At 76.1% G+C, this 14,869-nt stretch carries 11 protein-coding genes; 5 read left to right on the top strand and 6 right to left on the bottom strand.

Annotated features, from left to right (window positions below):
• Positions 1–80: 80 nt before the first annotated feature.
• Positions 81–1,193, top strand: a complete 1,113-nt coding sequence (locus ACQP12_RS08455; RefSeq protein WP_433286389.1) for an ATP-dependent DNA ligase — start codon at positions 81–83, stop codon at positions 1,191–1,193.
• A gap of 33 nt (positions 1,194–1,226) precedes the next feature.
• Positions 1,227–2,801, top strand: coding sequence for an alpha/beta hydrolase (locus tag ACQP12_RS08450; RefSeq protein WP_433286387.1), 1,575 nt, complete (start codon positions 1,227–1,229; stop codon positions 2,799–2,801).
• A gap of 15 nt (positions 2,802–2,816) precedes the next feature.
• On the opposite strand, the gene ACQP12_RS08445 is transcribed toward ACQP12_RS08450, so the two are convergent.
• Positions 2,817–4,094, bottom strand: a complete 1,278-nt coding sequence (locus ACQP12_RS08445) for a YncE family protein (RefSeq protein ID WP_433286385.1) — start codon at positions 4,092–4,094, stop codon at positions 2,817–2,819.
• Between the two features lie 172 nt (positions 4,095–4,266).
• On the opposite strand from ACQP12_RS08445, the gene ACQP12_RS08440 reads away from it, so the two are divergent.
• On the top strand, positions 4,267–5,415 hold the full coding sequence (locus ACQP12_RS08440) for a helix-turn-helix domain-containing protein (RefSeq protein ID WP_433286383.1): 1,149 nt from the start codon (positions 4,267–4,269) through the stop codon (positions 5,413–5,415).
• 13 nt (positions 5,416–5,428) lie between these two features.
• Here the strand turns inward: ACQP12_RS08440 and ACQP12_RS08435 are convergent, their stop codons facing one another.
• Complete coding sequence (locus tag ACQP12_RS08435) at positions 5,429–5,920, bottom strand: ion channel (protein ID WP_433286381.1); 492 nt, start codon at positions 5,918–5,920, stop codon at positions 5,429–5,431.
• A gap of 73 nt (positions 5,921–5,993) precedes the next feature.
• Here ACQP12_RS08435 and ACQP12_RS08430 point away from each other — a divergent pair, with 73 nt between their 5' ends.
• Both ACQP12_RS08430 and ACQP12_RS08425 read left to right on the top strand, forming a co-directional pair.
• On the top strand, positions 5,994–6,446 hold the full coding sequence (locus ACQP12_RS08430) for an N-acetyltransferase family protein (RefSeq protein WP_433286379.1): 453 nt from the start codon (positions 5,994–5,996) through the stop codon (positions 6,444–6,446).
• A 134-nt stretch (positions 6,447–6,580) separates the two neighbouring features.
• Positions 6,581–7,117 carry a hypothetical protein gene (locus ACQP12_RS08425; RefSeq protein ID WP_433286377.1) on the top strand — a complete coding sequence of 179 codons (537 nt, stop codon included), beginning with the start codon at positions 6,581–6,583 and terminating at the stop codon, positions 7,115–7,117.
• Positions 7,118–7,198: 81 nt separating this feature from the next.
• On the opposite strand, the gene ACQP12_RS08420 is transcribed toward ACQP12_RS08425, so the two are convergent.
• Genes ACQP12_RS08420 through ACQP12_RS08405 form a run of 4 tightly spaced genes read right to left on the bottom strand, consistent with a single transcriptional unit; the run spans position 7,199 to position 14,817 of the window.
• A complete protein-coding gene (locus ACQP12_RS08420; RefSeq protein WP_433286375.1) occupies positions 7,199–7,915 on the bottom strand; it encodes an ABC transporter ATP-binding protein in 717 nt (238 codons plus the stop codon).
• Complete coding sequence (locus ACQP12_RS08415) at positions 7,915–8,904, bottom strand: ABC transporter ATP-binding protein (protein ID WP_433286373.1); 990 nt, start codon at positions 8,902–8,904, stop codon at positions 7,915–7,917. The genes ACQP12_RS08420 and ACQP12_RS08415 overlap by 1 nt, the downstream gene beginning before the upstream one ends.
• A 1-nt stretch (position 8,905) precedes the next feature.
• Positions 8,906–11,635, bottom strand: a complete 2,730-nt coding sequence (locus ACQP12_RS08410; protein ID WP_433286371.1) for an FtsX-like permease family protein — start codon at positions 11,633–11,635, stop codon at positions 8,906–8,908.
• On the bottom strand, positions 11,632–14,817 hold the full coding sequence (locus tag ACQP12_RS08405; RefSeq protein ID WP_433286369.1) for an FtsX-like permease family protein: 3,186 nt from the start codon (positions 14,815–14,817) through the stop codon (positions 11,632–11,634). Before ACQP12_RS08405 ends, ACQP12_RS08410 begins: the two co-directional genes overlap by 4 nt.
• Positions 14,818–14,869: the final 52 nt, after the last annotated feature.

The following is a 14,869-nucleotide window of genomic DNA, read 5'->3' as shown; positions in this document are numbered from 1 at the left end:
GGACCGGGACGGGACACGCCGCCCGGTGCCGCCGGTGATCTGCCTCACGACCGTCGGTGGGGTCTGATTGACTGGTCGCCGTGGACCTGCCGATCAATCCGCCGGTCGAGCCGATGCTGGCGAAGAGCGTGCCCCGACTACCCACCGATCCCGGCCTGACCTACGAACCCAAGTGGGACGGCTTCCGCTGCATCATCTTCCGCGACGGCGACGAGGTCGAGCTGGCCAGTCGCGGCGGCAAGACGATGACCCGCTACTTCCCCGAGGTGGTCGAGCAGGCGCGCCGCCAGCTCCCGGAGCGGTGCGCGGTCGACGGCGAGCTGATCGTGATCCGCCGGGACGGCCCGGGCGGAAAGCCACGGCTCGACTTCGAGCTGCTGGCCCAGCGCATCCACCCGGCCGCCTCCCGGGTGAAGCTGCTCGCCGAGACCACCCCGGCCGACTTCGTCGCCTTCGACCTGCTCGCCCTCGACGACGAGCTGCTGACCGACCGGCCCTACCCGGAGCGCCGGGGCCGCCTGGAGAAGGCGCTGGCCAAGGTCCGGCCCCCGGTGCACGTGACCCAGGTGACCACCGACCCGGAGACGGCCCGGCGCTGGTTCGACGTGTTCGAGGGGGCGGGGCTGGACGGGCTCATCGTCAAGCCGGCCGACCTGCCCTACGAGCCGGGCAAGCGGCTGATGTTCAAGGTCAAGCACGCGCGCACGGCCGACGCCGTGGTGGCCGGCTTCCGCTGGCACAAGTCCGGCCCGGTGGTCGGCTCGCTGCTGCTCGGCCTCTACGACGACGCCGGGGTGCTGCACCACATCGGGGTCAGCTCCTCGTTCACCGCGGCCCGCCGCAAGGAGCTGCTGGACGAGCTGGAGCCCTACCGGGAGGTCGGCGGCGACCACCCGTGGGTGCACGGCGACCACGAGCGGGGGCAGCGCATCCCGGGTGGGGTGAGCCGGTGGACCGGCGGCAAGAACCTGGAGTGGGAGCCGCTGCGCCCGGAGCTGGTCGTCGAGGTGGGCTACGACGCCATGGAGGGCGACCGGCTGCGGCACACCGCGCAGTTCGTCCGCTGGCGTCCCGACCGTGACCCCCGCTCGTGCACCTACGACCAGTTGGAGCGCCCGATCCGCTTCGACGTCGACGAGGTGCTCCGGGGGGACCCGGCGGCGACCGCAGGCGACGGGCCCGGCCGGGCGTAGCCTGGCGGTCCACACGATCATGGAGGGCTCCACGTGACCCGCTTCTCCGACCGGTTCCGCCGCCGGCCCATCCTGGCCGGGTTCCTGGCGGCGCTGGTGCTCACGGCCGGCTGCACGCTCCCGGCGTTCGCCCCGCGGGCCGAGAGCCAGGGCGAGGCGGCCGCTCCGGGCACCGCGCCGACCTGGCGACCCTGCCCCGAGGTGCCGGACGAGCTGGTCGGGCGGGGCGCGGCGGGCATGCGCTACGACTGCGCCCGGATCGCCGTCCCCCGTGACTGGGGCACCGGCGCGACGGCCGGGCCGGGCGCTGGGGAGACCTTCGAGATCGCGCTGATCCGCATCCGCTCCGACAAGCAGCGCGACCGGATCGGGTCGCTGGTGGTGAACCCGGGCGGGCCGGGCGCGTCCGGCGTGGACACGGCGGTCTACCTGTCCTTCGGGCCGGGTTTCGGCGGGCTGCCGGCCGCGGTGACCGACCGGTTCGACATCGTCGGCTTCGACCCGCGCGGGGTGGCCCGCTCCAGCCCGGTGAAGTGCATCTCCGACGCCGACCTGGACGCCAGCTTCGGCTACGACCCCGACCCGGAGAGCCAGGGGTCCTTCGACGGCTTCGCCGACCTCAACCGGCGGATCGGCCAGCGGTGCGGCGCGAAGTACGGCGCCCAGCTCCCGCTCTACGGCACCGAGCAGGCCGCGCGGGACATGGACGCCGTACGCGCGGCCGTCGGTGACGACAAGTTGACCTACCTCGGCTACTCCTACGGCACCCTGCTCGGCGCGACCTACGCCCAGCTCTACCCGCAGCGGGTGCGGGCGCTGGTCCTCGACGGGGCGGTGGACCCGCGGCAGAAGCTCCTGGCCGGCTCGGAGAGCCAGGCGAAGGGCTTCGAGCGGGCGTTCGACAACTTCGCCCGCTGGTGCGCGGCGAACGCCGGCCGCTGCCCGATCGCGCCCGATGCCCGGGCCGCGGTGACCACGGCCATCGACAAGGCCAGGGTCTCGCCGGTGCGGGGCCGGGACGGCCGGGAGGCCACCGCCGGCTGGGTGTTCTACGCGGTCATCTCCTCCCTCTACACCGAGCAGGGCTGGCAGGAGTTGGCCCGGGCGGTCGACGCGTTGCAGGGCGGCGACCCGAGCGGCGTGTTCAAGCTGGCCGACGCGTACGCGGGCCGCGAGGACAACGGGCACTACTCCAACATGTTCGACGCGAACATGGCGGTGAACTGCGCCGACGAGACCGAGAAGCCGACCCGGGAGCAGATCCGCTCGATCCAGTCGCAGTGGCGGCAGAAATACCCGCTGTTCGGCCCGGCGCTGGCGGTCGGGATGCTCGGCTGCGTGGAGTGGCCCGGCGGGCGTGACCCGTACCCGACCGGGAAGGCGGCCGGCGCGCCGCCGATCCTCGTGGTCGGCACCACCGGCGACCCGGCCACGCCCTACGAGCAGACCGCCGCGCTGGCCTCGATGCTGGGCGTCGGTCGGGTGCTCACCTGGGAGGGTGAGGGGCACACGGCCTACCCGCAGACCGCCTGCGTGACGGGGGCCGTCGACGCGTACCTGGTCTCGCTCACCGTCCCCCGGGAGGGGCTGCGCTGCCCCGCCCGGTGACGGTGCGCGGGCCGGTCAGCCGGCCGCCGGGGGCGTCCAGCCGAGCGGCAGGTGTCCGATGCGGACCCGCTGCGGGTGGTCGCCGACCGGCACGCTGGCCACCTTCTGCCCGGTGGCGAAGCTGATCGCGGTGACCCGGTCGGCGCCGGCCTCGGAGATGACGCAGTCCCGGCCGTCCCCGCTGACCGTGGCCCAGTACGGCTTGCTGGCCGGCACCAGGGTCCCCTCGCGCAGGGTGGCCCGGTCGACGACGGTGGCGTAGTCGTCCATGGTGCCGGCGACGCAGAGCCGGGCGCCGTCCGGGCTGACCGACAGGCCGTGGTGCCGCGAGTCGTTCACCCAGGTGGTGCGGTCCTCGCTGGTGGCCGGGTTCTTCGGCAGGGTGGCGACCCGGGTGATCTGGTCGGCGGCGACGTCGTACTCGACCAGGCCGTTGAAGAACGAGACCTGGAAGTAGAGCCGGCTCCCGTCCGGGGTGAAGACCGCCGGGCGGACCGCGTCGGAGAGGTCCCGGCGGCCGGCGGCGTCCAGCCGCGACCGCATGTCGATCACCCGCACCACGCCGAAGGTGGTGGTGTCGGCGACGGTGATCCGCCGGTCCCCCTTGGTCCAGTCCAGCCAGGGGGCGTCCAGGTCGGTGTTCACCTCCCCGATGGACATGTTCCACAGCCGCCGGCCGCCGTCGGTGAAGATGTTCTCGTGCGGCTTGTCCCCGGTGGGGAAGGAGCCGAGCTGCTGGCCGGTGCGGATGTCGAGCACGTGCACGGTGTTGCCGGTCGAGGCGGAGACGGCCACCTGGCCGCCGTCGGGTGACACGGCCATGTGGTCGGCGCGGTAGCCGGAGACCGCGAAGCGCCAGCGGAGCTGGCCGGTGGCCAGGTCGATGGAGACCACATCGGCGAAGCTGGGCCGGGACGCGACCAGGGCGGTTCCGTCCGGTGTGGTGTACATGTCGTCGACGAGCTGGTCGTGCCCCTCGCCGGGGCCCTGCCGGATGCCGAGGAAGAACGCCAGCCGGATCGGGTTCAGGTAGATCTCGCGCAACCGCTCGTTGCGGTCCGGGACCACGTCGATCCGGCCGAGCCGCGCGTAGTCGCCGCGGGACCGGATGACGTCGGCCGTGCCCTCCCAGTTGTTGCCGACGAACATCACCTCCTGCAGGCTCGTGGCGGCCGCGGCGGGCCGGGGGGCCGCCGCCACCGGAGCCGGCACGGCCAGGGTGAGGGCGGCCAGCGCGGCGAGGGCGGCGCGGCGGCCGCGGGGACGGGGCGGGCGGGACGGGTCGGGGGTCATAGACGCCTCCTGGTGGCCGGTTGCGACATCAACGTTTCTCTCTGCGCCGGGCGGTGTTACCTTGCGGTAACAATCAGGAGAGCAACCCGTCGGCCACACCGGATAGGGACCGGACGCCAACACCCGGCCGGCCCGGTTGTGCCGCGACGACAACGGGAGGCGGCGGAAGCCGATGACCCGGACCGGGAGCGCCCCCTCCTTCGGGGTGCTGCTGCGCGACCTGGCGGCCGACCCGGTTGCCGTCGAGGAGGTGGTCCGGGCCGCCCGCGCCCACTCGCCCGAGGTGGCCCGGCTCCCGCCGGCCGAGGTCCACCGCCAGGTCGTCCTCCTGCTCACCAGCGGGCTCGGCGCGCTGGAGCGGCGGGAGGACCCGGGTGAGCGCGACTTCACCGAGGCGCGCCGGCTGGGCGCCGACCGCGCGGCGCAGGGCGTCTCCGTGGCCGGGCTGCTGTGCGGCGTGCAGGCCGGCCGGGACCGTGCGGTGGAGCTGGTGGTCCGGCACGGGCGGGCGGCGGGGATCCCGGACGAGGTGCTGCTGGAGGGGCTGCTCACCATCGGCCGGTACGCCGCGGCCGTGGAACGCGCCGTGGTCGACGGTCACCGGGCGGCCGAGCGGGAGTTGGCCCGCACCGGCGCGCCGGCCCGCGCCCGGCTGCTGCGCCGGCTGCTGCTCGGCGGGCCGGCGGGCGTGCCGCCCGCGGAGCTGGCCCGGTTCGGGCTACGTCCCGACGGCCGCTACCACTGCCTCGTCGCCGAGCAGCCGGACCCGGTCCGGGCCCACGCGCTGCACCGGCAGTTCTCCGGGTGCGGCGGCCTGCTCGGCACGATCGAGGACCGGCTGGCCGGTCTCACCCCCCGGCTACCGGCCGCCGGCCCGGTCGACCTGCTGCTGGTGGTCGCCCCCGTCCGGCCGCTGGACCGGGCGCCGGCCATGTACGCGCTCTGCCTGGCCGCCCTGCGCACTGCGGCGCACCGGCGGCTGCACGGGCTGCACCTGGTGACCGACCTCGCCGTCCAGACCGCGCTGGCCGCCCAGCCGGCCCTCGCCGAACTGCTCCGGGGCGCCCTGCTCGGCGGCCTCGACCCGGCCGACGAGTTCCATCGGGAGCTGGCCGCGACCGCGCTGGCCTGGCTGGACCACGGCCAGCGGCTGGACCAGACCGGCGCCGCCCTGCACGTCCACCCGAACACCGTGCGCTACCGGCTGCGCCGGCTGCGGGAACTCACCGGCGGGCCGCCGGTCGAGGAGGGCGCGCGGTGCCCGGTGCCGGACACCGTCCGCTGGTGGTGGGCGTTGCGCACCTGGCTCGACCGGCCCTGACCTGCGGGCGTGCTCACCGGCGCAGGCGGCGCCGGCGCCCCCGTTCCCAGGGCGAGGTCGGGGTGGCCGGCTCGGGGCGCGCCGGCTCGGGCACCTCGATGCCCTGCCGGGCGGCCATCTCCTCCACGAGGGCCCGCAGCCGCCGCACGTCCGCCTTCAGCTCCTCCTGCTCGGCGTGCTCGAAGGCGTCGTCGTCCACGATCAGCCGGCTGGCGAAGTGCGCGGTGATCAGCGGAATGACCAGCAGCACCATGGTGGAGATGAGCAGCGCGGCGAGGAAGCGCCCGGCGAAGGAGGTCGGTGAGATGTCGCCGTAGCCGACCGTGGAGGCGGTCACCACGGCCCACCAGATCGAGTCCGCCGCGCCCTTGTTCTCGGCCTGGCTGTACAGGACGCCGGCGACCATGATCATGAGCAGGTACGAGGTGATCAGCGTGCGCGGCGAGTTGGCGAACCACACCAGACCCCGGTAGATCCACCGGAACGGCAACAGGAGGGCGTCCATGGCGCACATGATGTCCGGTGCCGGCAACCGAGGCGTCCGCATCGTCGGGCGTGACTGTGCGAGGCTGCCCGGCATGAGCGACGTGATCTTCCGGGAGGCCGTCCGGGCCGATCTGCCCGCCGTCATCGCCCTGCTCGCCGACGACGTGCTGGGCAAGGCCCGCGACTTCACCGAGGTGGACGAGGCGTACGAGCGGGCGTTCGCCGCCATCGACGCCGACCCGCGCAACCACCTGGTCGTCGCGGAGGCCGGCGGCGAACTCGTCGGCTGCATGCAGATCACCTACATCCCCGGGCTGGGCCGGCACGGCGCCGAGCGGTCCCTCATCGAGTCGGTCCGGGTCCGTTCCGACCTGCGCGGCCGGGGGTTGGGCCGGGAGATGATGGTGTGGGCCATCGACCGGGCCCGGGAGCGGGGCTGCGCGCTGGTGCAGCTCACCACCGACAAGAGCCGCGCCGACGCGCACCGCTTCTATCGGAACCTCGGCTTCGTGGCCAGCCATGAGGGCATGAAGCTGGCGCTGTGACCCCGGCCGCCGCCGGTTGACGCGGCCGGACGCCCCCTCCCCCGGTCGGGGGAGCCGATTCCCCGGTCGCGGGGAGGCCGACCGCCGGGCCGGCCGGCAGGCTGGAGCGCAGTTTCCAGCACCGGGGAGGCCCCATGACCAGCGACACCAAGTCCCGCAGCGGCCATCTCCGCGACGCCCGTCCCGCGCCGGCGTGGGCGGTCCGCGCCGCCCACCTGATCCCGCTGCTCGTCCTGCCGTCCGGGCTGTGGCGGATCGCCCTGGTCGCCGGCCTGCCGATCGGCACGCCGGTCGATCCGGGCCCCGGCGAGAGCGTCTACATCGTCTCGCTGAGCCTGGTCTCCGAGGGGCTGGCGCTGCTCGCGCTCGGCCTGGTCCGCCCGTGGGGCGAGGTGTTCCCGAGGTGGCTGCCGCTGGTCGGCGGCCGGCGGGTGCCGCCGCCGTTCGCGGTCACCGTCGCCACCGTCGGCGCCGTCGCACTGACTCTGATCTGGGGGTACGCCGCCTGGGGCGTCCCCACCCACGGCAACGACCTCGGCTTCACCCCGACGGGCTTCGCCCTCTTGGTGGCCTGCTACGCCCCCCTCCTCCTCTGGGGCCCCGTCCTCCTGGCGGTCACGTGGTCCTACCACCGCCGCCACCCCGCCCCCGCCCAACCCCGTCGATCATGAGGTTGGCGGCACGACACGCCGGTCCCGACTGCCGCCAACTTCATGTCGACGGGGGTGGGGGCAGGGGGCGGAGCCCGGGGGTTAGTCGGGGAGGAGGCGGCCGTCTCGGAGGGTCAGGGTGCGGTCGGCCATGTCGATGAGGGCCGGGTCGTGGGTGGCGACCAGGGCGGTCATGCCGCGGGCGTGCACCACGGCGCGGAGCAGGTCCATGATGGACCGGCCGGTCTCCGAGTCGAGCTGGCCGGTCGGCTCGTCGGCGATGAGCAGGTCCGGCTCGTTGGCCAGCGCCCGGGCCACCGCCACCCGCTGCTGCTGGCCGCCGGACAGCTCGTACGGGCGCTGCGCGGCGTGCCCGCCCAGGCCGACCAGCTCCAGCAGCACGGCCACCCGCTGCTCCCGCTCGGCGGCCGGCACCTTGGCCAGCCGCAGCGGCACCCCGACGTTCTCCGCCGCCGACAGGATCGGGACCAGGCCGAAGGTCTGGAAGATGAACCCGACGGTGCCCCGGCGCAGCGCCAGCAACTCCCGCTCGCTGGCGGTCGTCACCTCGTGCCCGGCCACCCGCACCCGCCCGCTGTCCGGCCGGTCCAGCCCGCCGACAAGGTTCAGCAGGGTCGTCTTGCCGGCGCCGGAGCGGCCCCGGACCGCGACCAGCTCACCCCGGCCGGCGGCGAACGACACGTCCCGCACGGCGTGCACGGCGTGCTCGCCCCTGCCGAAGGTGCGGCTCACCCCCTCGACCCGGACCACCTCGTCGACGGCGACGCGGGCCGGCGGCACGGTCAGCTGATCGGTCATCACTCACTCTCCTCGGCGTGCGCGCGGTGGCCCGGCCGCACCTCGACGTGGTCGGGTTCCAGGTTGAGCCGCACCCGGTCACGCAGGGACAGGCTGTCCACGAAGGACGCCGGAAGCTGCATCCGGCCGGTCCGGTCGAGCACCGCGTACTCCTCGCTGACCAGCTCGGTGCTGCCGTCGGCGGCGACCCGGGCGGTGCGGTGCACCTCGGAGGAGGTCCGGCCGTCGCGGATGGCGACCGTCCGGCGGACCTGGCCGGCCACGGCCTGGTCGTGGGTGACCACCACGATGGTGACGCCCAGCTCGGCGTTGATGGTGCGCAGCGCCGCGAACACCTCGGCGCCGGTGGCCTCGTCCAGCTCGCCGGTGGGCTCGTCGGCGAAGAGCACCTCCGGATCGTTGGCCACCGCCACGGCCACCGCGCAGCGCTGCTGCTCGCCGCCGCTCAGCTGGCCCGGCCGGCGGTCCGCGCAGTAGCCGACCCCGACCATGTCGAGCAGCTGGCGGGCCCGTTCCCGCCGGGCCCGCCGGGAGCGGCCGCCGGCCAGCTTCATCGGCAGCTCGACGTTCTCCAGCGCCGTCAGGTACGGCAGCAGGTTCCGGCCGGTCTGCTGCCAGACGAAGCCGACCATCTGGCGGCGGTAGGCGAGCCGGCGCCGGTTCGACAGGGCGAGCAGGTCGTACTCGGCGACCCGGGCGATGCCGGCGGTCGGGGTGTCCAGCCCGGAGAGGATGTTCAGCAGGGTGGACTTGCCGGAACCGGAGGCGCCCACGATCGCCACCAGCTCGCCCCGGTCGATGACCAGGTCGAGGCCCTGGAGGGCGACGACCTCCACCCCCTCGGTCTTGAAGATGCGGACCAGCCCGTCGCAGACGATGTGGCCGCGCAGCCGGTCCCGGCCGCCGGCCCGTTCGGCGGCGCGCTCCGCGGCGCGCTGCTGAAGGGCGGCCAGATCCGGTACGGCAGACGCCTCGGCGATCGCGGTCATCTCAGCTCTCCTCTCCGAGCCGGAGCACCTCGCCGAGGCGCATCCGACGGTTGTTCAGGGCCTCGACGGCGACGGCGAAGCCGAGGGCCAGCACGGCGAGGCCCAGCACCCCGGCCACCAGGCCGGGTTCGAAACGTGCCCGCACGGCCACCCCGCCGGTGAAGGCGGGCAGGCCGAGCACGGGGGTGAGCAGCACCGGCAGCAGCGCGCCGACCACCGCGCCGGTGAGCACGGAGACCAGCACGAGCGGGGTCAGCTCCACCAGCAGCAGCCCGCGCCACTGCCGGCGGGACAGGCCCATGGTGCGCAGCCGGGACAGGACCTGCCCGCGGCCGCGCGCCCCGGCCAGCACGGCGAAGGCCAGCGCGAGCAGCCCCAGCGCCGCGCCCCCGGCCGCGCCCATGGTGAAGCCGAAGACCAGCAGACCGTTCACCCCGCTGCCGCCCAGCTCGGCGCGGACCGCGGACCGGGTGGTGACGGTGGGCTGGGTGGGCCGTTCGCCGCCGACCACCACCCCGGTGCGCTGGTAGCGCTCCTGCCCTTCGACGGCCACCCGGGCCACCGCGGCCGGGTCCACCCGGTCGCCGGCCAGCAGGAAGGCGGTCGGGGCGAGCGGGTGCAGGGCGTCCGCCGGCAGCGCCGGCCAGGGCAGCACCACGAACCGGGTCACGCCCCGGTCGACCAGCGCGAACTCGTCGACGGTGGCGGCGGTGCGCACGGGGAACCGGTTGCCCTGCACGTCCAGCCAGGCGGGGCGCCGGCCGGCCGGGTCGGCCAGCCCGGCGGCGGTGAACTCGTCGGCGAGCGCCGGGGAGACCAGCGCCGGCAGCGGGGCGGTGCCGTCGCCGGTGGCGCGCAGCGGGTCGGGGACGGTCACCGGGACGCCCGCGCGGTCGGCCACCTCGGCGAACCGGGCGCCGTCGACGAGCAGCACCCGGATGTCCCCGACCTCCGCGAAACGGCCGGCCTGGTCGGCGTACGGACGCTGGCCGGCCTCCACGAGCAGCGGGGTGACCGCGCGGACGCCGGGCAGCGCCGCGAACGCGTCGGTGGTGTCCGGGGCGAACCGGTCCCCGTCGACCCGCACGTCCCCGGGCACGGCGGCCGCGGCCGCCCGGTCCCGGCCGTTCTCGATGCCGGTGGCGACCACCCCGCAGAACGCGGCGGTCGCCACGGACAGCACCACCACGACCAGGGGGCCGGTGGCGGCGGCCCGGCCGGCGCGGGCGGCGCCGAGGAACGCGACGCTCCCCCTCGCCCGGGCCGCGACCCGGCTGAGCAGCCGCAACGGCCACGGGTAGGCGCGCAGCGCGATCAGCGCCGCGGCGACGGCCAGCAGCACCGGCACCGAGACGAGCAGCGGGTCCACCGTCCCGTCGAGGGTGAGGCCCCGGCGGCGCACGAGGAACGCGCCGAGTGCGGCGACCGCCAGCACGGTCACCTCGACGGTGAGCCGCACGGCCGGGGACCGGGCGCCGACCAGGTCGGTCCGGCCGCCACCGCCCCGGCCGGCGGTCAGCGCGGAGAGCGGCGGCACGAGGGTGGCCAGCAGCGTGGCGAGCAGCACCCAGCGCAGCTCGGCGCCGCCACCGGGGACCAGCCCGCCGAGCAGCCAGCCCACGCCGGCGGCGAGGGGCAGCACCAGCAGCGATTCGGCGAGGCCGCGGCCCAGCACCGCGGTCGTCGCCCCGCCCCGGGCGCGCAGCAGCGCGTACTCGGTCTGGCGGCGGCGCGCGGCGAGGCGGGCGGCGAGCAGGATCAGGCCGGCCAGGGTGGCGAGCAGCCCGGCCGCGATGACGGCGAGCAGCGTACGGGCGGCGGCGAGCGACTCCGCGAAGCGGCGCAGCGCGATGTCGACGCCCTGGGTCAGGGTGAGCCCGGCCGGGCGGGTGCGCTCCAGCTCGGCGAGCCCGTCGATCAGTGCGGTGAGCTGCCCGGCGGTGACCCGGTCGGCCCCCACCCGGTAGCGCCAGCTGTAGCTGACCGCCCAGCCGGCGGCGGCGGCCGCGTCGAAGCCGGCCTCGGAGGTGTACCCGGCGGACAGGAACGGCTGTCCGTCGCCCGTGGGCGCGGCGAGCCGCAGCATCGACGGCAGCCCGTCCCAGATCCCGCCGTGCGGGTCGGTGGGCCGGAACACCCCGACCAGGGCCACCCTGATGCTCTGCACCGGCTTGCCCTTCTCGTCGAGGATGGAGAGCGCGAAGGCGCTGCCGGCGCGGATCCCGAGCGGCCCCACAACGGTGTCGGCGAGGGCCAGCTCGATGGCGCCGCCGGCACCGCGGCCGTCGGCCGGCCAGCGCCCGTCGACCAGGGTGGCCGCCTCGGGCAGCCCGGTCATGGTGCGCAGGCTGAGGTCGATCAGCCCCTTGTCGGCGCTCAGGGTCGGCCCGGTGAGCCGGGAGAAGCCGGTCTGGGCCGCGTACCACCGCTCGCCGATGACCTGCCGCACGGCCGGGGGCATCCGCGCCTCGACGGTGGCCAGCTCGTCGGCGCGGGCGGCGGCGGTCCGGGAGGCGATCCGGGGCAGCACCACCTGCTCGGTGCTGTAGGTCAGGTCGCGCCGGGCCACCGGCTGGGCGGCCATGTGCTCCCGCAGCCCCTGCCCGGTGAGCCGGTCGACGACCCGGGGCAGCGCGGTGATCAGCAGCGCGGTGACCAGGGTCAGGACGGCGAGCAGCAGGAAGTGCCCCCCGTACGCCCGGACCCGCCGCGGCGCGCCTGACGGACTCATCGTTCTCCCCCGATCCGGAGCTGTGCGGCGGCCACCCGGCGGCGGATGCCGGTGGTGATGAGGGCGGCGAAGGCCAGCGCGGCCAGCAGCAGCCCGGCGGCGGTCAGCCCGACGGGCGACCACGGCACGGTGAACACCGCCTCGGGCACCGGCCGGCCGGCGGCCGGCGTGAGGATCACCAGCGGCACCATGGTGGCCGCCACGCCGGCCCCGACCAGCAGCCCGACGCCGACGCCGATGCCGGCCAGGAACGCCTGTTCGGCGAGGAGGGCGCGGGCCAGCAGCCGGGCGTTCGCGCCGAGCGTGTTCAGCACCGCGAACTCGGCGAGCCGGTGCCGGGTGGTGGCCCAGACGTCCACGGCCAGGCCGACCAGGGCGAGCAGCACGGAGCCGAGCGCGGCGGCGAGCAGCCCGGTGCGGGCGCCCCGCCAGTACGGGTCGTGGGCCGCCTCCGCGGCGACCTGCCGGCGGTCGAGAAGTGTGGTGCCGGGGAAGGCGGCGAGGTGCTCCGCCGCGGCGGCGTGCCCGCCGTCGTCGGTGCGCAGCCACCACTCGGCCACGGGCCGGATGGTGCCCTGCTGGCGGAGCAGCAGGTTGGTGGCGGCGGGCAGGTCGAGCAGCACGCCGTCGGCGGTGGTGCCGGGCACGGCGGTCACCTGACCGACCACCTTCACCGGCAGCGACACCCCGGACAGCTGCAGGGGCACGGTGTCACCGGTGCGGATGTTCAGCGCCGCGGCGACGCCGGGGGTGACCAGGGCGGGCACCGGCGGGTCGTCCACGGCGGGCACCACGGCGAACCGGGAGGAGGGCTGGCGGGCGAACTCCAGGGCCCCGGCCGGCAGCGCGATGTCGTGGGTGGCGTCGACGGTGGTCGGGGTGACCTGGGCCGGGCCGCGCGGTCCCTGCGCCGTGTCGGCGACCCGCCAGTCCCCGTCCAGGGGCAGCGGCAGCGCCGCCCCGGCGGCGTCGGTGAGCCGGAGCCGGTCGAACCTCATCCGGTACGCGTGACCGACCGCGTCGCCGCCGTCGGCCTCGAATCCGGCCAGCCGCAGCGGCGCGCCGCCGGTCTCCGGCAGTGGCACCGCGAAGCGCACCGGGCGGCCGTCGCCTCCGGCGACACCCAGCGGCAGCCGCCAGGCGGCGCCGGTGTCGGTGGTGAGCAGCACGGACACGGTCTGCCGCGGAAGCGCGAACTCCGTGTCGACCGGGGCGCGGACGGTGCCGGCGAGGGTGTGCGCGCCGGCCGGCAGGACCGGCCCGGCGGGCGCGGCCCGCCCCTTGACCAGCCGGTCCAGCAGCGCGGCGGTGGACGCCTCGCCGGCCGCGTCGTCGAGGCGGAGCAGCCCGGTCGCGGCGGCGGCGTCGAGGCTCACCACGCTGGCCGGCCGGTCGTCGCGGCCGAGCCGGACCTCGTCCCGCCAGGCCGGCAGCACCCGGTCCAGCCCGGCCGTGGTGGCCAACCGGCCGGCCCGGTCGGCGGGCGCGGCGCCGTTCCGCTCGACCAGCCGCAGGTCGGCGCCGACGGTGTGCCGGGCCTGGTCGCTCTGCGACCGTTCCCAGGAGGCGACCAGCGACCAGGCCAGGGTGCTGCCACCGACGGCGAGGGCGAGCAGCAGCACCGGGCCGGCGTGCGGCCGGCGACCGGCCTGCCACATGCCGAACATGGTGGCCGTCCACGGCCGCCGGTCCACGAAGCGTTCGGCGACCCGGGTGGCCGGGGGCAGCAGCCGCAGCGCGATCACCGCGCCGGCCAGCACGCCGATGATGGGCGCGGCGGCGAGCAGCGGGTCGATGCCGAGCCGGCCGCCGGCCCCGGCCAGCGGCGACGAGTACTGCCGCAGCTGGGTCCAGGCGAGCACGGCCAGCGCGACCAGGGCCAGGTCGACGCTGGCGCGCTGCACGGCCGCGCCCCGGGTGGGACGGGAGCGGGCCGCCATGTCCGCCACGTAGGTGCCGGCGCGGCGCAGCGCCGGCAGCACCATGGCGAGCAGGCAGCCGATCGCGGTGGCGACGGCGACCAGCCAGATCCGGGCCACCCCGCCGTCGGCCAGCCGCAGGTCCCCGCCGAGACGGTGCACAGCCTGTCCGGTCAGCGCCGGCGCCAGCAGCACGGCCGGGACCACCACCAGGGTCGCCTCGCGTACGGCGAGTCCGGCGAGCTGGCCGCGGGCGGCGCCACGGGCGCGCAGCAGCGCGGTCTGCCCCCGGCGGTCCTCGTTGAGCAGCGCGGCGACCAGCACCAGCGCGTACCCGCCGAGCACCACGATCAGCAGCAGCGGGGTGAGCAGGGCGGACCGGCCCACCAGGTCGGCCCGGCCGAGCCGGTCGACCAGCCGGTCGAGGTGGCTCACGGTCTGCGTGGAGGAGCCGAGGCCGGTGGCGTCGGGGATGTCGTCGACGACGGTGCCGAGGGCCGCCGTGACCCCGGTCAGCCGGCTCGGCTCGACCACGGCGAGGTCGGGGGCGACCAGCCAGGAGCCCGAGGTCGAACCCGGAAAGGTACGCGCGAAGTCGGCCGGGTCCAGCGCGAACGGCCCGTACGAGTCGCTCGCCGCGTCGCCCTGGCTGTCGCCCACACCCGGCGCGAGCCGCCAGTACGCGTCGGCCGGATCGCGGGGCCGCCAGGTGCCGGCCAGCACCACGGCCCCGGCCCGCTCGGCGCTGCGGTCGTAGAGCGGCACCCGCTCACCGACCCGCAGGCCGAGCTGGCCGGCGATCTTCTCGGGGAGGGTGACCTGCAATGGCGACGCGCCCGGCGTCGGCCACGACCCGCCGGTCAGCTCGGCGTGCCCCGGCAGGTCGGCCAGCGTGGCGAGGCTGGCGAACATCGGGTCGTCGTCGGTGCGGGCCGGCCCGAGGTCACCGGTCAGCTCCCGCCCGGTGCCGTAGCGGGCCGTGGCCACGGAGACCGGGGCGCCGCCGAGGCCGTTGGCGAACTGGGCGCGGACCGCCCGGTCCCGGTCGGCGTACTCGGCGGCGTCGCGCCCCCCGGAGCCGCTGACCAGCAGGCTGCGCTCGTCGGCCGGGGCGGCGTCCAGCACCGCCCGGGCGCCGGCGTCCACCGCCCGGCGGTTGTAGTCGGAGAGCCCGGTGACCAACGCGACCGCGACCAGGGCCGCGACCGCGGCGGCGAGCAGCAGTCCACGAGCCTCGACCGCCCGCCTCCACACCAGCTTCATCCGACGTCCTCTCCTGGCCCCGGCGGGCCGATGACCAGGAAGACCCATCGGG

Origin of the sequence: Micromonospora sp. CA-244673 (genome assembly GCF_050948395.1) — a bacterium.
Classification (GTDB): Bacteria; Actinomycetota; Actinomycetes; order Mycobacteriales; family Micromonosporaceae; genus Micromonospora.
This window is presented reverse-complemented; position numbering and strand designations above follow the sequence as displayed.